Source organism: Micromonospora costi, assembly GCF_003626655.1.
Taxonomy (GTDB): Bacteria; Actinomycetota; Actinomycetes; order Mycobacteriales; family Micromonosporaceae; genus Micromonospora; species Micromonospora costi.
The window spans coordinates 366,284-384,159 of sequence record NZ_RBAN01000002.1 but is presented as its reverse complement, the minus strand read 5'-3'; the positions used below and the strand labels follow the sequence as shown (position 1 = coordinate 384,159).

19 protein-coding genes are annotated in these 17,876 nt (G+C 72.9%); 13 read left to right on the top strand and 6 right to left on the bottom strand.

All coding sequences use genetic code 11. The annotated features are described in order from the left end of the window. Positions 1 to 35: 35 nt before the first annotated feature. Genes D7193_RS12540 through D7193_RS12530 form a run of 3 tightly spaced genes read left to right on the top strand, consistent with a single transcriptional unit; the run spans position 36 to position 1,150 of the window. Positions 36 to 410, top strand: a complete 375-nt coding sequence (locus D7193_RS12540) for a glyoxalase superfamily protein (RefSeq protein WP_120779664.1) — start codon at positions 36 to 38, stop codon at positions 408 to 410. Then, positions 403 to 723, top strand: a complete 321-nt coding sequence (locus D7193_RS12535; RefSeq protein WP_120779663.1) for an ArsR/SmtB family transcription factor — start codon at positions 403 to 405, stop codon at positions 721 to 723. The genes D7193_RS12540 and D7193_RS12535 overlap by 8 nt, the downstream gene beginning before the upstream one ends. Continuing rightward, positions 716 to 1,150, top strand: coding sequence for an SRPBCC family protein (locus D7193_RS12530; protein ID WP_120779662.1), 435 nt, complete (start codon positions 716 to 718; stop codon positions 1,148 to 1,150). The genes D7193_RS12535 and D7193_RS12530 overlap by 8 nt, the downstream gene beginning before the upstream one ends. A 269-nt stretch (positions 1,151 to 1,419) precedes the next feature. Here the strand turns inward: D7193_RS12530 and D7193_RS12525 are convergent, their stop codons facing one another. After that, positions 1,420 to 2,409, bottom strand: coding sequence for an N-acetylglucosamine kinase (locus tag D7193_RS12525; RefSeq protein WP_120779661.1), 990 nt, complete (start codon positions 2,407 to 2,409; stop codon positions 1,420 to 1,422). Positions 2,410 to 2,598: 189 nt separating this feature from the next. On the opposite strand from D7193_RS12525, the gene D7193_RS12520 reads away from it, so the two are divergent. The 7 genes from D7193_RS12520 to D7193_RS12490 all read left to right on the top strand — a co-directional run bounded on the left by D7193_RS12520 (position 2,599) and on the right by D7193_RS12490 (position 10,299). Continuing rightward, positions 2,599 to 3,561, top strand: a complete 963-nt coding sequence (locus D7193_RS12520; protein WP_120779660.1) for a MurR/RpiR family transcriptional regulator — start codon at positions 2,599 to 2,601, stop codon at positions 3,559 to 3,561. Continuing rightward, positions 3,558 to 4,307 (top strand): sugar isomerase domain-containing protein, encoded by a 750-nt coding sequence (locus D7193_RS12515; protein ID WP_120779659.1) that lies wholly within the window; start codon positions 3,558 to 3,560, stop codon positions 4,305 to 4,307. The genes D7193_RS12520 and D7193_RS12515 overlap by 4 nt, the downstream gene beginning before the upstream one ends. 26 nt (positions 4,308 to 4,333) lie before the next feature. Then, entirely contained in the window at positions 4,334 to 5,767 is a 1,434-nt protein-coding gene (gene ngcE, locus D7193_RS12510; protein WP_120779658.1) for an N-acetylglucosamine/diacetylchitobiose ABC transporter substrate-binding protein, read from the top strand. A 33-nt stretch (positions 5,768 to 5,800) separates the two neighbouring features. Further along, positions 5,801 to 6,712, top strand: a complete 912-nt coding sequence (locus D7193_RS12505) for a carbohydrate ABC transporter permease (RefSeq protein WP_120779657.1) — start codon at positions 5,801 to 5,803, stop codon at positions 6,710 to 6,712. 13 nt (positions 6,713 to 6,725) lie between these two features. Continuing rightward, the gene (locus D7193_RS12500) at positions 6,726 to 7,655 is read left to right on the top strand and encodes a carbohydrate ABC transporter permease (protein WP_120779656.1); all 930 of its coding nucleotides are present in this window, start codon (positions 6,726 to 6,728) and stop codon (positions 7,653 to 7,655) included. A gap of 106 nt (positions 7,656 to 7,761) precedes the next feature. Beyond that, positions 7,762 to 9,474: a bifunctional 3'-5' exonuclease/DNA polymerase gene (locus D7193_RS12495; protein WP_120780363.1), complete on the top strand. Its 1,713-nt coding sequence runs from the start codon at positions 7,762 to 7,764 to the stop codon at positions 9,472 to 9,474. Between the two features lie 231 nt (positions 9,475 to 9,705). Next, entirely contained in the window at positions 9,706 to 10,299 is a 594-nt protein-coding gene (locus D7193_RS12490) for a nucleotidyltransferase family protein (protein WP_120779655.1), read from the top strand. Positions 10,300 to 10,439: 140 nt separating this feature from the next. Here D7193_RS12490 and D7193_RS12485 read toward each other — a convergent pair whose 3' ends face one another. Further along, positions 10,440 to 11,261: an alpha/beta fold hydrolase gene (locus D7193_RS12485; protein WP_120779654.1), complete on the bottom strand. Its 822-nt coding sequence runs from the start codon at positions 11,259 to 11,261 to the stop codon at positions 10,440 to 10,442. A gap of 114 nt (positions 11,262 to 11,375) precedes the next feature. Between D7193_RS12485 and D7193_RS12480 the strand changes: the two genes are divergently transcribed. Further along, a complete protein-coding gene (locus D7193_RS12480) occupies positions 11,376 to 12,353 on the top strand; it encodes a sigma-70 family RNA polymerase sigma factor (RefSeq protein ID WP_241562962.1) in 978 nt (325 codons plus the stop codon). Between the two features lie 17 nt (positions 12,354 to 12,370). Here the strand turns inward: D7193_RS12480 and D7193_RS12475 are convergent, their stop codons facing one another. Beyond that, the gene (locus D7193_RS12475) at positions 12,371 to 12,649 is read right to left on the bottom strand and encodes an STAS domain-containing protein (protein ID WP_206611901.1); all 279 of its coding nucleotides are present in this window, start codon (positions 12,647 to 12,649) and stop codon (positions 12,371 to 12,373) included. Positions 12,650 to 12,755: 106 nt separating this feature from the next. On the opposite strand from D7193_RS12475, the gene D7193_RS12470 reads away from it, so the two are divergent. Together D7193_RS12470 and D7193_RS12465 are read left to right on the top strand one after the other, a co-directional pair. Further along, on the top strand, positions 12,756 to 13,988 hold the full coding sequence (locus D7193_RS12470; RefSeq protein WP_158674806.1) for an FAD-binding oxidoreductase: 1,233 nt from the start codon (positions 12,756 to 12,758) through the stop codon (positions 13,986 to 13,988). Positions 13,989 to 14,132: 144 nt separating this feature from the next. Continuing rightward, on the top strand, positions 14,133 to 14,627 hold the full coding sequence (locus D7193_RS12465) for a hypothetical protein (protein WP_120779650.1): 495 nt from the start codon (positions 14,133 to 14,135) through the stop codon (positions 14,625 to 14,627). Between the two features lie 7 nt (positions 14,628 to 14,634). On the opposite strand, the gene D7193_RS12460 is transcribed toward D7193_RS12465, so the two are convergent. The 3 genes from D7193_RS12460 to D7193_RS12450 form a co-directional block, all read right to left on the bottom strand. Then, complete coding sequence (locus D7193_RS12460) at positions 14,635 to 15,147, bottom strand: SRPBCC family protein (protein WP_206611900.1); 513 nt, start codon at positions 15,145 to 15,147, stop codon at positions 14,635 to 14,637. 140 nt (positions 15,148 to 15,287) lie between these two features. After that, complete coding sequence (locus tag D7193_RS12455) at positions 15,288 to 15,992, bottom strand: hypothetical protein (protein ID WP_120779648.1); 705 nt, start codon at positions 15,990 to 15,992, stop codon at positions 15,288 to 15,290. A gap of 105 nt (positions 15,993 to 16,097) precedes the next feature. Then, the gene (locus D7193_RS12450) at positions 16,098 to 17,876 is read right to left on the bottom strand and encodes an ABC transporter permease (protein ID WP_120779647.1); all 1,779 of its coding nucleotides are present in this window, start codon (positions 17,874 to 17,876) and stop codon (positions 16,098 to 16,100) included.

Below are 17,876 nucleotides of genomic sequence, written 5' to 3'. Positions count from 1 at the left end.
TGACTGGTAGGAAATCTCCTACCTATTCTGGCCGCATGACCATCACCCATGTGAAGCTCGTGTCCGTACCCGTGAGCGACCAGGACCGGGCGCGCGACTTCTACGTCGACGTCCTCGGCTTCGACCTCGTCTTCGACAACCCGATGGGGCCCGGCGGGCGCTGGGTCCAGGTGGCCCCGAAGGGCTCCGCCACGGCCCTGACCCTGGTCACCTGGTTCCCGACCATGGCGCCCGGCTCGCTCAAGGGCCTCGTGCTCGAGACCGACGACCTCGACGGCGACGTGGTCCGGCTGCGCGAGCGCGGCGTGACCTTCGCCAACGACGGCATCCAGGACGCCCCCTGGGGCCGGTACGTCACCTTCGACGACCCCGACGGCAACGGCATCGTCCTCCAGTCCACCCGTGTCTGAGCCCGACGTCTTCGGGGCGCTGGCCAACCCGACCCGGCGAGCCGTGCTGCGGCTGCTGCTCGACGAGGGGGAGCAGCCCGTGCAGCGGCTCGCCGACCACTTCGCGATGCGCCGGCCCAGCCTGTCCGAGCATCTGCGGGTGCTCAAGGACGCCGGCCTCGTGGTCGAGCGCCCCGCGGGACGGCAGCGGCTCTACTCGCTGCGGCCCGAGCCGCTGCGCGAGGTCGCTGACTGGCTCGACCCGTACGAGCGGTTCTGGCGCGCTCGCCTCACCGCCCTGCGCGACGTGCTGGAGGATCTGCCCGATGAGTGACCCGAGCACCGTGTCGGTGGACCAGTACCTGCCCCATCCGCCCACCACGGTGTGGCGCGCGCTGACCGATTCTGATCTGCTCGGCCGGTGGCTCATGCCGAACGACTTCGCGCCCGTGGTCGGGCACCGGTTCACGTTCCGTACCGACCCGCGGCCCGGTCAGGAGTTCGATGGCACGGTGCACTGCGAGGTGCTCGACCTCGACCCGCCGCGCCTGCTGCGCTGGGCCTGGCGGGGTGGGCGGTTGGACACGGTGGTCACCTGGACCCTGGTCGCCGAGGGAAAGGGCACCCGGCTGTTCCTGGACCACGCCGGCTTCGACCCCGACGACCCGGTGCAGCAGCGGACGCGGGACCTGCTCGGCGGCGGTTGGCGCTCCCACGTCCTGCGCCGCCTGACCGAAACCCTGACCAGCCCAACCCCCTGACCCACCCGCACTCCCCCGGGGGGTGTCTCGCCCCGTGATCAAGAGGTCTGCGTCACCGTCGGGCCCGATCCTGACGCAAACCTCTTGATCACCGAGGAGGGCCGGGGGCGCGGGGTGCGCGGGGGAGATCGCGCTCGATCGTGGAAGTAGTGGGGTCGGGTGGGGGCGGAGGGGACTACATCCTGGATCGAGCGCGATCTTGCGCGCGCGGCGCGGCAAGCCCGCGCGTCCGGCGCCCGCGCCCGCGCCGCTGGCGTGGGGGCGTCGGGTCAGGCGGACGGCGGGACGAGCCGGGTGTGCAGCGCGGTCGGGTCGTCCACCTCGGGCAGCTCGCGGGCGGCGAGCCAGGCTGCGGCGGCCGCGCCGTCACCGGCGGAGCGTAGCGGGGCGTCGGGCCAGCGGCGGGACGCCTCGGCGCGTACCGCGGCGGCGAGCGGGGTGTCGCCCGTGAGCAGCCCGCCGCCGAGGACGAGCGGACCGGTCGCGCCGGCCGGCCGGATGCGGCTCACGCTTTCGGTGAGGTGACCGGCGGCCTCGGCGATCAGGGCGCTGGCGGCGGGCTCGCCGGCCACCGCCGCGTCGACCACCCGTGGGGCCAGCCGGGCCAGGTCGACCGGGGGCCGCCGGGTGACGGCCTGGATCACCGTGTCGACGGTGTTCCGGGGGCGGGGCGCGACGTCGGGCGTACCGAGCAGGTCGGTGAGCACCTGCCGGCCCAGTGTTCCTGGGGCGCGGCCAGAGTCGAGGTCGGCGAGGAGCCGGCGGACCGCCTCCCGGCCGAGCCAGAAGCCGGAGCCGGCGTCGCCGAGCAGCCAGCCGTGTCCGTCGGCGACGCGGTCCAGCCGCAGGTCGCGCACCTCGGCGGCGATGGCTCCGGTGCCGGCGATGAGTACGGTGCCCTCCGGCGCGGGAGTGCCGGAGGCGTACGCGACGAGGGCGTCGCCGTGCACGGTGTACGGGCAGCGCAGCCCGGCGTCGTGCCAGGCCCGGTCGAAGGCGTCGCGCCCGGCGGGGTCGGCGAGGAGGCGTCCGGCGCCGGCGAGCCCGATGGCGCCGGCGCGTACGCGTGTCGGGTCGAGGCCGGTGAGCGCGCCGCGGAGGGCGGTCAGCAGTTCGGTGGCGGCCCGGTCGGCGCCGTGGCTCGTGGGGTTGCCGCCGCCGGCCCGGCCCGTGCCCAGCCGTTCGCCGTCCAGTGTCAGGGCGGCGGCCCTGGTGGACGTACCCCCGATGTCGAGACCCACCACGACGGTGCCGGCCATCCGCGACCCCCTTGATCAAGTGACATTCATGCTGGTCGTAACGGCGGGGTGGGGCAAGGGCCGGGTGCCGGGCGGACGGTGTGCCCCAGGTAACAGTTTGAAAACTTCGCTCACGCCGGTTGACAGGAAGGGGGGTTCAGTAAGAACTTTTACCACTAACAGTTAACAGTCTTTTCGGAAAGGCGTCCCATGGTTGATCACGAGGTGGACACCTCCGCGGGGACCGCGGTGGTCGACGCCGACGGATTCGACCGACGGGGCGCGCTCGGCTCGGCCTCCGACGGTGTGCTCGCCCGGGTCCGCAGCGGCCTCGGCGAGCTGACCGGAGCGCTGCGCCGGGTCGCCGAGCACGTGCTGAGCGACCCGGAGAGCGCCGCCCGCTCGACAATCGTCGAACTCGCTGAGCGTAGCGGCACCTCGCCGGCCACGGTGACCCGTTTCTGCCGGGCCATGGGTTTCGAGGGCTACGCGGACCTCCGGCTCGGCATCGCCGCGGAGACCGGGCGGGCCCGCTCGGCCGGCTGGACCGTCGATATCGGACGCGAGATCCAGCCCGGCGACCCCCTCGCCCGGGTGCTCGACCAGATCATGGCCGCCGACACGCGGGCCATGCACGACACGGCCGCGCTGCTCGACCTCGCCGAGGTCGAGCGGGCCGCGGTGGCGATCGCCGGCGCGTCGCGGGTGAACATCTTCGGCGCCAGCGGCAGCGCCCTGGTGGGCGAGGAGATGCAGTTCAGCCTGCACCGCATCGGCGTCGCGGCGTGGGCCTGGAACGACGTGCACGAGGGGCTGGCCAGCGCCGCGCTGCTGCGCCCCGGCGACGTGGCGCTCGGCATCTCCCACACCGGGCAGACCCGGGAGACCATCGAGATGCTCGCCGAGGCGGGCAGCCGCGGCGCCACCACCGTGGCGCTCACCGGGTTCCCCCGCTCCCCGCTCGCCGAGCTGGCCGACATCGTGCTGGTCACCGCCAGTCAGGCCACGACGTTCCGGCCGGACGCCCTCAGCGCTCGCCACCCGCAGCTGGTCGTGCTCGACCTGCTCTACATCGCCGTGGCGCAGCGGACCCACGACCGGGCCCACGCGGCCTTCCGGCGCACCGCCCAGGCCGTCGACGGGCACAAGGCCGCGAAGGGAGCCGCCTCGTGATCAGCGCGCAGACGTACGCCGACGCCGTCCGGCCGCTGCTCGACCGGCTCGTCGACACCCAGGCCGACGGGTTGACCCGGGCCGCCGACCTCATCGCCACCAGCCTGCGTGCCGGTGGGGTGCTCCAGGCGTTCGGCGCCGGCCACTCGGAGGCGTTCGCCGCGGAACTGGTGGCGCGGGCCGGCGGGCTGGTCCCCACCAACCGGCTCTCGGTCCACGATCTCGTGCTGCACGGCGACGCGCCGCGCGACGTGCTCGCCGACCCGAAGCTGGAACGCGATCCCTCCATCGCCCACCAGATCTACGCGCTCGCGGCGCCGCAGCCGCGGGACGTTTTCGTGGTGGCGTCCCAGTCCGGCATCAACGGCTCGGTCGTCGAGCTGGCGGCGCTGGTCACCGGGCGCGGTCATCCGTTGATCGCGGTCACCTCGGTCGAGCACACCGCGCGGGTCGCCCCTCGGCACCCGTCCGGCCGGCGGCTCGCCGACCTCGCCGACGTCGTGCTGGACAACGGCGCGCCGTACGGCGACGCACTGCTGCCGCTCGATGGCGGCGGCGCGGTCTGTGCGGTCTCCTCGGTCACCACCGCGCTCCTGGCGCAGCTCCTGACCGCGGAGGTCGTACGACGGTTCCACCAGGCGGGGGAGGTACCCCCTATCTACCTCTCCGCCAACGTCCCCGGCGGGGACGAGCACAACCTCGCCCTCGAGTCGCGGTACGCCGGGCGCCTCCGGCGGACCGCCTGACCCGAATTCCACAAGGAGAGACGACGATGTCCGTTACCCCCGAGAACCCCGCCGAGCTGAGCCGCCGGACCGTGCTGCGCCGGGCCGCCACGGCGGGCCTGCTGGTGACGCCGGCCGCCGCCCTGCTGACCGGCTGTGTCGCCGGTGGCGACGACGAGCCGACCGAGCAGGCCGCCGGCGAGAAGTCCGCCGACAACCCGCTGGGCGTCAAGGAGGACGCGCCGCTGGAGGTGGTCATCTTCAACGGTGGCCTGGGCACCAAGTACGCCACCGACGTGCACATCCCGTCGTACAAGAAGAAGTTCCCGAACGCGGAGGTGAAGTTCTCCCAGACGGAGGAGGTCGCCACCGTCCTGCAGCCCCGGTTCACCAGCAACACCCCGCCGGACATGGTGAACAACGCCGGCTCGAAGCTGATGGACCAGGGCGCCCTGGTGCAGGCCGGCCAGGTGCAGGACCTCACCGAGCTGTTCGACGCGCCGTCGCTGCAGGACCCGAACACGAAGGTCAAGGACACGCTCATCCCGGGCACCATCGAGCAGGGCACCTTCAACGGCAAGCCGTACGTGCTCAACTACGCCTTCACCATCTACGGCCTCTGGTACGACGCGGCGCTGTTCCAGAAGAACGGCTGGACGGCACCGAAGACCTGGGCCGAGTTCACCGCGCTCTGCGACAAGATCAAGGCGGCCGGCATCACGCCCTACTCGTACGCCGGGGCGAACGCGTCGTACTACCAGTACCTGGTCATCCTGACCAGCGCCGCCAAGATCGGCGGGCCGGACGTGCTGAAGAACATCGACAACCTGGAGGACGGCGCCTGGCTGGCCGAGCCGGTCAAGCAGGCCGCGGCGGCCTGGGCCGAGATCGGCGCCAAGTACGGCAACAAGGCGCACCTGGGTCTCAAGCACACCGAGGTCCAGCTCCAGCAGAACCAGGGCAAGGTGGCGTTCTACCCCAGCGGCTCCTGGCTGGAGAACGAGCAGGCCAAGGACACCCCGCCCACCTTCAAGTACGCCGTCATGCCGGTGCCGAGCGTGACCACGTCGGACAAGGTGCCGCAGACCGGCATCTACGCGGCGGCCGGTGAGATGTACTTCGTCGCCTCGAAGGGCAAGAACGCGCGCGGCGGCATGGAGTACCTGCGGCACATGCTGTCCAAGGAGGGCGCCAAGGGCTTCACCGAGCTCACCAAGGTGCTCACCGTGGTCAAGGGCGCGGTCGACGGCCTGGAGATCTCGCCCGGTCTCACCAGCGGCAACCAGATGCTCTCCGCGGCCGGCAGCGACTACTTCGCCTACCGCTTCGACACCTGGTACAAGAAGCTGGACGACGAGTGCCGGGCCGCCACCAACGAGCTGATGTTCAACGGTGGCACCGCCGACAAGTTCTGCGAGCGCATGCAGAAGGCCGCCGACGCGGTGAAGAAGGACTCCTCGATCGAGAAGTTCAAGCGCTGAGTCGCCGGTAGGACACGAGCGGAGACGACAACCATGCGGCATGGCAGGTACCCGTTCATCGTCGGCTTCCTGGCGATCCCGGTCGCGATCTACGTGACCTTCGTCATCGGGCCGTACGCCCAGGCGTTCTATCTCGCCACCACCAACTGGCGGGGTGTGAGCGCCAACCCGAAGTTCGTTGGTCTGGAGAACTTCGAGCGGCTGCTGTCCGACGACATCTTCTGGAAGGCCATCCGGCACCACGTGGTCCTGCTGCTGGCCATGCCGCTGCTCACCATCGCCATCGCGCTCTTCTTCGCCTTCATGCTCAACGTGGGCGGGGGGAGCCGGGGCGGCGTCATGACCGGGGTCCGGGGGTCGAAGTTCTACCGGGTGGTGTTCTTCTTCCCCCAGGTCCTGGCCGTCGTCATCGTCGGCGTGATCTTCAGCCGGGTGTACGCCCCGGACGACAGCGGCCTGCTCAACGGGGCGCTGGGTCTGTTCGGGGCCGACCCGGTGCTGTTCATGGCCAATCCGAGGGTCGCGCTTTGGTCGATCGTCGGGGTGCTGGTCTGGCAGGCGGTGGGCTTCTACGTGGTGCTGTTCTCGGCCGGCATGGCGAGCGTGCCGCGGGACATCTACGAGGCGGCCACCATCGACGGCGCCGGCCGGTCGGCCATGTTCTTCCGCATCACGCTGCCGCTGCTCTGGGACACGCTCCAGGTGGCCTGGGTGTACCTCGGCATCGCGGCGTTCGACGCGTTCGCCATCGTGCAGGTGCTCTCCGTCGACCAGGGCGGTCCGGACGGCGCGACCACCGTGCTCGGTATGGAGATCTACCGCAACGCGTTCAGCTACTCCCAGTTCGGCTACGCCTCGGCGATGGGCGTGGCGCTGTTCTTCCTGACGATCACGTTCGCGGCGCTCACCCTGCGCGTCAGCCGGCGTGACACGATCGAGCTGTAAGGCGGGGTCCGAGATGACCACAGAAATCGCACCGAGCGCCCCCGCCGCCCCGGCCGGGGCGGGCAAGGCCGGCGCGAAAGCCGGCTCGACCCTCGGGCGGCGCCGGGAGGTGGGCCTGCTCAGCAGTCTCGGGCACATCGCCCTGGCGGTGTGGGCGATCCTGGTGATCGCGCCGCTGCTCTGGACCATCCTGGCCTCGTTCAAGAGCAACACCGAGATCTTCCTCGGCAACCCGTTCGCGCTGCCCAAGGAGTTCGGTTTCGGCAGCTACGCCCGGGCCTGGAGCGAGGCGCACGTCGGGCGGTACTTCCTCAACAGCGTCTTCGTGGTGTCGCTGAGCACCGCCGGCACCATGCTCTTCGGCGCGATGGCCGCGTACGTGCTGGCCCGGTATCCGTTCCCGGGCAACCGGGTCATCTACTACCTGTTCGTCTCCGGGCTGGCGTTCCCCGTGTTCCTCGCCCTGGTGCCGCTCTTCCTGGTGGTCAACAACCTGGGGCTGCTCAACACCTACACCGGCCTGATCCTGGTCTACATCGCGTACTCGCTGCCGTTCACCGTGTTCTTCCTGGCCGCGTTCTTCAAGACGCTGCCGCAGTCGGTGGCCGAGGCCGCCATGATCGACGGCGCGTCGCACACCCGGCTGTTCTTCCAGATCATGGTGCCGATGGCCCGGCCCGGGCTGGTCAGCATCGCGATCTTCAACATCATCGGGCAGTGGAACCAGTACCTGCTGCCGGTGGCGCTGATGCAGGGCCAGGGCGCCGACGCCAAGTGGGTCCTCACCCAGGGCATCGCGAGCATCTCCACCTCGGCCGGGTACGAGGCCGACTGGGCGGCGCTGTTCGCGGCGCTGACCCTCTCCATCCTGCCGATGATCATCGTGTACGCGGTCTTCCAGCGGCAGATCCAGTCCGGCCTCACCTCCGGCGCCGTGAAGTAGCCTCCGCTGCGGCCGGCACGCCCGGTCGTGCCGGCGGATCCCGAGAGGGTGGCCATCCACGGGGGATGACCGCCCTCTCGGCGTTTCCCCCGGTGCCGTGGTCGCACTGTCGTACGGGCGAGGCAGAATCGCGTTCGTGCTGGTGGCGGTGGTGGCGGCCGAGGGTGGCGGCGGCGGTGTGCTGCGCCCGCTCGACGCCGCCGGCCGTCCCACGGGCCCGCCCGAGCCGGTGGCCGACCTGGCCGCCGCCGTGGCCGCCCGCGAGCGCGCCGAGCACCCGCGCTGGGTGTGGGCGTCCGGTGCCGCGATCTACCCCGGCCTGCTGCGCGCCGGGGTTCGCGTCGAGCGGTGCCACGACGTCGAGCTGACCGAGGCGCTGCTGCTCGGCCACGCCGGCCGCTGGGGCGAGCCGCGCTCGCTGGCCGCCGCCTGGGCCCGGCTGACCGGCGCGCCGGTGCCGGCCGATCCGCTGCCGCGTCCGGCCGAGCCGCCCGGCCTCGGCCAGGACGCGCTGTTCGACACGCCGTCCGGGCCGCCGGGCCCGGGCATCGACGCCCTGGTCCGGGTGTACGCCGACCAGCTCACCCGGATCGCCGGCACCACCCACCCCGGCCGGTTCCGGCTGCTGGTGGCCGCCGAGTCGGCCGGCGCGCTGATCGCCGTGGAGATGGGTGCCGCCGGGCTGCCGTGGCGGGCCGACGTGCACGACGCGCTCCTCGCCGAGCTGCTGGGTGAGCCGTCCCCGGTCGGCGGGCCGCCGCGCCGGCTCGCCGAGCTGGCCGCGCGGATCGCGGAGGTGTTCGGCGTGCGCCAGCTGCACGCCGACTCCCCGGCCGAGCTGCTGCGCGCGTTCGCCCGCGACGGGGTGGAGCTGCCCAACACGCGCGCCTGGGTGCTGCGCGGCGTCGACCACCCGGCGGTGCCCCTGGTCCTGGAATACAAGGAGCTCTACCGGATCTGGACGGCCCACGGCTGGGCCTGGCGCGAGCAGTGGGTGCGTGACGGCCGCTTCCAGCCGGAGTACGTCCCCGGCGGGGTGGTCTCCGGCCGGTGGGCGACCCGCGGCGGCGGCGCGTTGCAGATCCCCAAGGTGATCCGGCGGGCCGTGGTGGCCGACCCGGGCTGGCGGTTCGTGGTCGCCGACGCCGGCCAGTTGGAGCCCCGGGTGCTCGCCGCGGTCTCCGGCGACGCCCGGCTCGCCGCGGCGGGTGGCGCCGGCGACCTGTACGCCGCCCTGGCGCAGGACGCGTTCGGCGGCGACCGGGCCCGCGCCAAGGTGGCCCTGCTCGGCGCGATGTACGGCCAGACCGGTGGGGCCGCGGTGCCCGCGCTCGCGGTGCTCAAGCGCAGCTACCCGACGGCTTTCGGCTACGTCGAGGCGGCCGCCCGCACCGGTGAGGCCGGTGGCCTGGTGCGGTCCTGGCTGGGCCGCACCTGCCCGCCCGGTTCGGTGGGTTTCGCCGACCCGGGCGACGGCGCGCCCGCCCCGGTGGTCGCGGCCGATACGCAGAGTCCGCGTGCGCGCGCGGCCCGCTCGCGTGGCCGGTTCACCCGCAACTTCGTCATCCAGGCCACCGCCGCCGAGTGGGCGTCCACGCTGCTGGCGACGTTGCGCGGCGAGCTGGCCGGCACCGGTGCCGAGCTGGTGTTCTTCCAGCACGATGAGGTGATCGTGCACGCGCCCGCCGACCGGGCCGAGGCGGTGGCCGCGGCGGTGACGCGGTCGGGCGACCGGGCGTCGGCGTTGCTGTTCGGCGACACCCCGGTCCGTTTCCCGTTGGACCTCTCCGTCGTCGATTGTTACGCCGACGCCGACTGAGTGTCTCCGCGCGCGTCGCCGGGTGTCGCGTCGCCTCCCGGCCGTGGTCGTCTTGCCTGATCGGCGGCTCAGCCGAAGGCCCGCTCGCCCGATGTATAACGGTTGCGCTATTTCTCCTTTTCGCCCCGCCACCACCGCTCGGCCTGCTCGTTGCAGTCTCCGTAGGTCGGTACGGGCCGCACGCTGGCCCGTGCCACGGTGGAGGGGGCACAGCTGAACCGGATCGCAGCAATGATCATCGCCGCGGGCGGAGGCCGCCGGATCGGTGGCCCCGAGGCGCTGCTGCACCAGGGGGAGAAGCCCCTGGTCAATCGGATGATCGACACGATGACCGAGGCGGGCTGCGCGCGGATCGTGGTGGTGCTCGGCGCCGCCGCCGACCAGGTGCGGGAAACCGCCGACCTGACCCGGGCCACGGTCGTGGTCAACCGGGCGTGGGGGACCGGCGTGGGCTCGTCCATCCGCGCCGGGCTGGCGGCCCTCGACGACGACGCAATCGAGGCGGTGGTCGTGGTCCCGGTGGACATGCCCGGGCTGACCGCCGCCGCCGTACGCCGGGTCGCCGCCCTGCCGTACCCAGACGCGCTGGTCTGCGCCACGTACGACGGCCTGCGCGGCTACCCGATGCTCTTCGGCCGCCGGCACTGGTCCGGCATCGCCACCCTGGCCAGCGCCGACGTCGGCGCGCGGCCCTACCTGCTGGCGCACAAGGACCAGATCGTCGACATCGCATGCGACCGGGTGGCCGACGGCAGCCGGATCGACTCGCCGGAGCTGATGGCGCTCTACGGGCTGACCGTCCCGCCCCAGCGCGTCGGCGTCTGAGCCCCGGAGCCGCATCGCCCGCCGGCCCGGCCGGGCCGGCGGGCGATCGACACCCCGTCGCCGATGTGGCGGCCCCGAGCCCGTCACATCGGCGACGTGGAACCCGGCCGACCGGCGCCGGGCGGAACGGTCGCCTCGCCTCAGTCCTGCTTGTCGAGGAAGGCGAGCGTGACCGCGGCGAAGAGCGGCGACTCCCCGATGTCGTAGTGCGTGAGCCCGGGCAGGATGGCCAGCGCGTGGCCACCCTTCGGCCGGCTCTCGCCCGCCCAGCCGCCGTCGCGCAGACCGCCGTCGAGCAGCTTGAAGACCTCGACGTAGTGGCTGGGCGGCGCCATGTCGGCGTCGGCGGCGACGACCAGGGTCGGCACCTGCAGGCCGCGGACCTCCTCGGTGTAGTCGAAGTCCTTCGCCATCGCCGCACCGATCTTGTCCAGCAGCCGAGGGAAGTCCTCGGGGCGCGGCGCCACCCGCTGGTACAGCTCGTACATCGGGGTTTCCTTCATGAACTCCGCGGCCGCGGCCCCGACCTGGCCCTGCTGCTGGAGCATCTCCGGGTAGATGGCGTTGCGGCGGACGTGGGCCGACGCCGTGACCAGGCGGCCCACCTTCTGCGGGTGCCGGACGGCCACCTGGAGGGCGACCCCGCCGCCGAGGGAGTAGCCGACCAGGTCCGGCTTCTGCAGCCCGAGGTGGTCGATGAGGGCGGCGATGTCGTCGGCCATCAGCGTGAGGTCCAGCGGCCGGTCGACGTCGGCCGTGCGCCCGTGCCCCTGGAGGTCCACGAGGATGACCTGGTGGTGGTCGGCCAGGGTGGGAAGGATCGGCGCGAACATCTCGCCCGAGCAGAGACCGCCGTGCAGCAGGACCAGCGGGCGGCCGGTGCCGTGCGTCTCGTAGTACAGGTTGATGCCGTTGACGTCGGCGTACTGGCCCGAGCCGGTGGCGATTTCGGTGGCGGTCATGATCTGCTCCTCATGTCGTCGTCCGTGTTGACACCGGTACTGACCAACCCGATTCCGCAAACTCATCGCTGTCGTCGCCGAAATTTGTCCGCCCGCTCGACTACCTTGGTCGGCGTGAGCGACGTGGCGACCAGCACACCCATCGAGGCGCAGCTCGAGGCCTACCGGTCGGAGCTGACCGGCTACTGCTACCGGATGCTCGGGTCGGTGTTCGAGGCCGAGGACGCCGTGCAGGACACGTTCGTCCGGGCCTGGCGGGGCTTCGACCGGTTCGAGGGCCGGTCGGCGCTGCGGTCCTGGCTGTACCGGATCGCGACGAACGTGTGCCTCACCATGCTCACCAGCGCCCAGCGGCGCGTCCTGCCCATGGATCTCGGCCCGGCCGGGTCTGGCCACGCCACCGCACCCGGAGAGCCGCGTCCCGACGAGATCTGGGTGGGCCCGGCACCGGACAGCCGGGTGCTGCCCGAGACCAGCGACCCGGCCGACGTGGTCGCCGGGCGGGAATCGGTCCGGCTGGCGTTCGTCGCCGCGCTGCAGCACCTGCCGCCACGGCAGCGCGCCGTGCTGATCCTGCGCGAGGTGCTGGCCTGGTCGGCCCAGGAGGTCGCCGACCTGCTCGACACCTCGGTGCCGAGCGTCAACAGCGCCCTGCAGCGGGCCCGAGCCACGCTCGCGTCCGTCGACACCACCGCCGACGTGCACAAGCCGATGGACGACGAGCAGAAGGCGCTGCTCGCGCGCTACGTGAGCGCCTTCGAGGCGTACGACCTGGAGGCGCTCACGACGCTGCTGCACGAGGACGTGACGCTGTCGATGCCGCCGCTGCCGCTGTGGTTGCGCGGCCACGCGGACATCAGCGCGTGGATGTCCGGCACCGGCAGCGGCTGCCGCGGGTCCCGTCTGGTGCCGGTCGTGGCCAACGGCATGCCGGCGTTCGGGCAGTACCGGCCCAGCCTCAGCGGCGAGGGCCACGACCCCTGGGCGCTCATCGTGCTGGAGCTGTCAGCCGGACGCATCTCGGGGATCACCAACTTCCTCGACACCGAGCGCCTGTTCCCGCTGTTCGGGCTGCCGGCCCGACTCGCCTAGGGCCGCTTGCCCAAGGGCTAGGGAACGCGGCCTAGCACGCCGGTCAGCCCGAGCAGGGCGACCAGTCGCCACAGCCCGGGGTCACCACCGCTGACCACGAGCCGCCAGCCGTGCCGTCGCGCGGTCAGCCCCAGCCGGGCCAGCGCCTCCACCGTCACCACGTCGGGCCGGACGACGCCACCGACGTCGCAGGTCACGACGCCGGGACCACGGCCGCGCAGCAGCCCCGCGAGGTCCGCGCACAGGGCGGGGATGTCCGCGCGGACCACCGTCGGGCCGACCGGGAAGGAGATCACAGGGGCCACCACCCTCGTAGGACCGCCCGGGGCGGGGAAACTCATCGCATCCCGAGCGATGACTTCCGCGCGGTCCGCCGGTCTGACCGGCATGACGATCCGACAGATGCTGCGTACCGACGGCCCCGTCCTCCTGCCCGGAGACGAGGGCTACGACGACCACCGCAAGGCCCTCAACCCGGCGCTCGACCCCCGCCCCGCCGTCGTGGTCCGGGCCGCCGGCACGGCCGACGTACGCCGGGCGGTGCTGGCCGCCCGCCAGCACGGCCTGCCATTCGCCGTCCAGGCCACCGGCCACGGCACCCACGTCCCGCACGACGGCGCGCTGCTGCTGCGTACCGGGGACATGGCCTCGGTCCTCGTGGACCCGGACCGGCGGGTGGCCCGCGTGGGTCCCGGCGCGCGGTGGGGCGAACTGCTGGCCGCGGCCGCACCGTTCGGCCTCGCGGCGCTGTCCGGATCCTCACCGGACGTCGGCGTGGTCGGCTACACGCTCGGTGGTGGCCTGGGCTGGCTGGCCCGCCGGCACGGGCTCGCCGCCGACAGTGTGCTGCGCGCCCAGGTGGTGACCGCCGACGGTGAGCTGACGACGGTCAGCGCCGACCGGGACCCCGACCTGTTCTGGGCGCTGCGGGGCGGCGGAGGGTCCTTCGGCGTGGTCACGGCACTGGAGTTCCGGCTCTACCCGGTGACCCGCGTCTACGCGGGCGCGGTCACCTTCGCCCGGGAACGCGCCGCCGAGACGATCGCCTTCTACCGCCGGTGGATCGAGCGGATACCGGACTCGCTCAGCACCGCGCTGCTGCTCACCCGGGACGGCTCGCTCGTGGTGAAGGCCATGTACGCCGGCGACGCCGACCGGGGCCGCGCGCTGCTGGAGCCGCTGTGGACGGTCGCCGGTCCCGCCGTCGCCGACGACATGCGCGTCGTCGACTACGCGCGGGCCGCCATGGGCGGCACCTTCGCCCGTACCTTCGACCAGGTCCGCACGCTCGACGACGATCTCGTCGCGGCGCTGGTGGCCGAACCCGACGCCACTGTCGAGATCCGCCACTGGGGTGGTCGCATCGCCCGCGACCAGGGCGCCGCGGCCCACCGCGACGCGCCGCTGTCGATCGTCCTCGACACGGTCCCGTCGCCGGCCACCGCGGCGGCGCTGTCCCGCTGTGGCCTCGGCAGCAGCTTCCTCAACTTCCTCCCCGACCCGACACGGACCGCGTCGGCGTTCACGGCGGAGAACTGGGCGGCGCTGCGCCGGATCAAGGCGACGTACGACCCGGCGAACGTCTTCGGCGCCGGCCTCGCCGTCCCGCCCGCCGTGACCGCGGTCTCCGCCTGACATTCCCCGGGGGACGCCGCAGGCCAGGTGCCCGACGGTGGCGGCCGGCACACGGTGGCGGCGATCACCGTGTCCCACCGTGCCGGCGGATTGCGATAGCGTCGGTCGGCCGACGCGGCGGACGCGTCGGGCACGGGGGTCGATGTGGGAACGATTGTCTGGCACGCCGTCGGTGCCGCTGTCGCGTGGCTGGTGTTCACGCTCGAAGGGCTGCTGGGTTACCTGGTCCTGCTCGGCTACGCGCTGGTGACGGACTCCGATCCGGGCGGGCCGCTCGCCGGACCGCTCGTCGTGCCGCTGGCCGCGCTGGCGGGCGTGATCGTGGTGCCGCTGCTGGTGCTGCCCGCGGCGCTGCTCGGCGACCTGATGGCGCGGCGCCAGGGACGTTTCCTGGGCGCGCTCGTCGGCGGCGGCGGCGCGATGCTGCTCGCCGCGCTCTGCGCGGTGGTGGTCGCCCTGGCCACCGACGTCCCCGCGGCCGGAGCCCTCCTCGCCGGCCTGGTGGCCGCGCTCGCCGTGGTCCCGCCGCTGGCGGCGCACGCGGCGACGGCCCGGGCAACCCGGACCGTCGCCCAGCGGTTCCGCCGCCCGCGGGCCACGCCCGTCGGCGAGAAGGCGTCCGCGGGCGCGTCCTCCTAGGGCGGCGTCACCTGCCGGAGACCTCCGTCGCCGCGACGAGCTCGGCCAGGTGGCGCAGCGAGTTGGTGAGATGCTCGGGCCCGAACGGCGGGAACTGGATGTGCTCCCGGATGAACGGCGGCACCGCCGACCAGTCGTAGGTGAGCGTGACCCCGGTCGCGGACGGCCCGAGCGGTGCGAGGTCGTAACGCCACAGCCAGCCGCCGAACTCGAGGCGCCCGTCGTCCTTCTCCTCTCCCGTGAGCCAGCCGATGGCGCGCGGCGGGTCGAGCACCTGGACCTGGTTGGCCACCCGGTAGTCGCCGTCCGGATGGTTGGCGTGGTACATGTCCATCCGGAAGACCTGCCCCACCTCGGTCAGCGGTGCCCGGTCGACAGCCTCCTGGACCCAACCGGTGCCGTCGATCGCGGAATGAGTCGTGGGATCGGCCAGCACCGCGAACACCCTCGCGGCGGGTACGGCGACGGTCAGGGTGGCGCTCACGTTCTCCTGGACCACGGTGTGCACGCTCCTCGTCATCTCCTGTCGGGCCTCCCCGGGCAGATGAGGGGACGGCCTCGACGTGCAGACCACCCAGCGAGGCGGAACTCATCGCTGGTGTGGGCGGAACCCGCACCGGTGCCACCAACGGGTTTGTGAGGATCATGTGGCAGTTCTCGTCACGCCTCCAGCACGGTGATCCATTCGGCGGTCCGCGGGCGGTACCCGTGCCGGTCCGCCAGTCCCCGGACGATCGCCGGCACGTGACCGGCGCCGTAGACGACCGCCACGTCGATCCGCTCCGCGGACCGCGTACGGATCAGCTCGGCCAGCGCGGCGAGCACCCGCTCGTCGCGCTCGCCGCCGAACGTCCGCGCGAAGTGCTCGGCGAACTCGCTGTCCGCGTACATCTCGTCCCGGGCGCTCGGCAGGTCGTTCAGCTCCACCTCGGGCGAGAGCAACCGCCTCGTGCCACCGAAGAACTGCACCACGGCCACGACCGGGATGGCACACCACATCAGTGCCCGGTGCCGCAGCGGCATGCTCCGCCAGCCCCGCGCGAACTCGGCTGTGGTGACGTCCGGATTGATCAGTTCCACGCCGAGCGAGCGGTAGGCGATCGTGTCGGCCACGAGGCCCGAACGCTTGTTGGCCGGCATGACCCGGTAGGTGACGGTGATCGCCCACCCGAGCACCGAGCGTCCGCTGACGCCCTCGACGACCAGCACGTCGCACTGCCGGAGCCGCTCGGCCACGGCCGTGTAGAACTGCGGGCTCGCCACGTGCAGCATGGGAAAGAGCACGATCTGCAGGTGGCTGCCGGGGCGCCGGAGGCGCACGATCGCGGATCGGGTGCCGATGATGCTGTGCTCGATGATCTGCATGCCGGCCTGCCTGGAGTCTCGAACCCCGGGACTCACACCGTAGGCCGGTACGGCAACAGGCACGCGCCTCCCGCCGTACCACCACCGCGGGCCGCCGGCGGCCGATCAGGCCGGTGTGGACCGGAGGGTGTCCGCCACGGGGCGCCGGGTGGCGGCCAGGGTGGGGACGGCGGTGAGCGCGGCGACGGCGGACAGGACCGTGACCGCCAAGGCGAGCATCCAGGAGGCGGGTGCGTACTGGGGCTGGCCCGGCGTGACCATCAGGTACAGCCCGATGCCGGCCGGGACGCCCAGGGCGACGCCGGGTGTCGCGGGGAGGAGCTGGGCCACCGCCATGCCCCCGGTCACCTGGGCGGGCGTGGCGCCGAGTGTGCGGGCGACGGCCAGGGGGTGGCGGGCGTCGAGGACCGCGGTCCAGGTGCTCACGATGGCGTTGATGAGCGCGAGGACGCACACGACGACGATGACGACGAGCATGGCCTGGAGGGTCCGCGTGTCCTGCGGGTTGGCCAGCTCCGACTCGCCGAGCTTGACCCGCCGGTCCTGCGCGAGGCCCATGAGCAGGGCGGCGAGCGCGGTCGTGGTGATCAGGGTGTTCACCATGACGAGGCGGGCGCGGCGAGGGCGGCGGGCGTTGACGCGTACGCCGATCAGCAGGGCGGCGGGTAGCCGGCGGGACAGCCAGACGCGCCACCGGCGGCGGCGGGGTGGTGTCGCGGCGTCGGCCAGCGCGTGGACGGTGTCGGTGGTGGCGGCGCGCAGCACGGGCGCCACGGTCGCCGCGGCGGCGATGGCGAGGGCGAGGGCCGTGGCGGTGACCACGGTGCGGAGCGCGGGCGGGTGGACGCCGACGGAGCCGAGGAGCCCGGCGCCGGGGTTGGTCAGCGCGGGGGCGGCGAGCCAGCCGGCGGTCAGGCCGATGCCGGCGGCGGCGAGCCCGATGACGAGGTACTCGGCGAGGTGGACGGCGGCGATCATGGCTGGTCCGGCGCCGACGGCCTTGAACAGTCCCACCCGGCGGCGTTGGTCGACGACGCGGCCGGCGACGATGGTGGCGACGCTGGCCATCGCCAGGGCGGTGAGCAGCCAACTGCCGACCTGCAGGGCCAGGTGCGCCTTCTTGACGAGCCTGCCGTCCGCCTCGGCGATCTGCTTCCAGCTGGTGTATTCGATGCCGCCCCTGCTCAGGTGGCGGAAGGAGGTGCTGGCCTTCGGGTCGGCGAGTCTCAGGTTCAGCGTGTACGACAGCGGCCGGGTGCCGGCGAGCGCGGCGATCTCGCTGCGGTCGACCCAGACCAGGCCGGCCAGCTGGACCAGGGGGCTGCCGAAGTCGTAGCGCCAGTCGGCGTTCGGGTAGACGGCTCGGGCGGCGGTGACCGCGGTACCGACCACCCGCAGCCGGTGGCCGTTGATGTCGACGGTGTCGCCGGTGCGGACGCCGAGCGCGTTGGCGAAGGTGGGCTCGATGACCACGCCGCCGGGGCGTACCCAGGCGCCGGTGGTCACCGCGGGCCGGTCGAGCGCCGCCGGGGAGTCGTCCCGACCCTGGACGACCGCCTGCACGGTCTTGCCGTGGGCGGTCAGCATCAGGAAGGCGATCGGGTACGGGCCGCTGTGCGCGGTGACGCCGGGCGCGGTGGGCAGCGGCGCGAGGGCGGCCAGGGCGTCCGGGCCGGTCGTTCCCGGCATCGCCACGACGTCGGGGCCCGCGGTGGCGGCGCGGGTCCGCTCGTACGGCCCGTCGAGCGCGTTGTCGAGGGCGAGGCCGAGGGTCAGCGTGCCGGTCGCGGCGCTGATCGCGATCAGCAGCAGCACGGTCTCGATGCGCCGCCGGCGGAGGTCGCGCACCAGCAGCCGGCACACGAGCAGCAGTCGTCCGCCCAT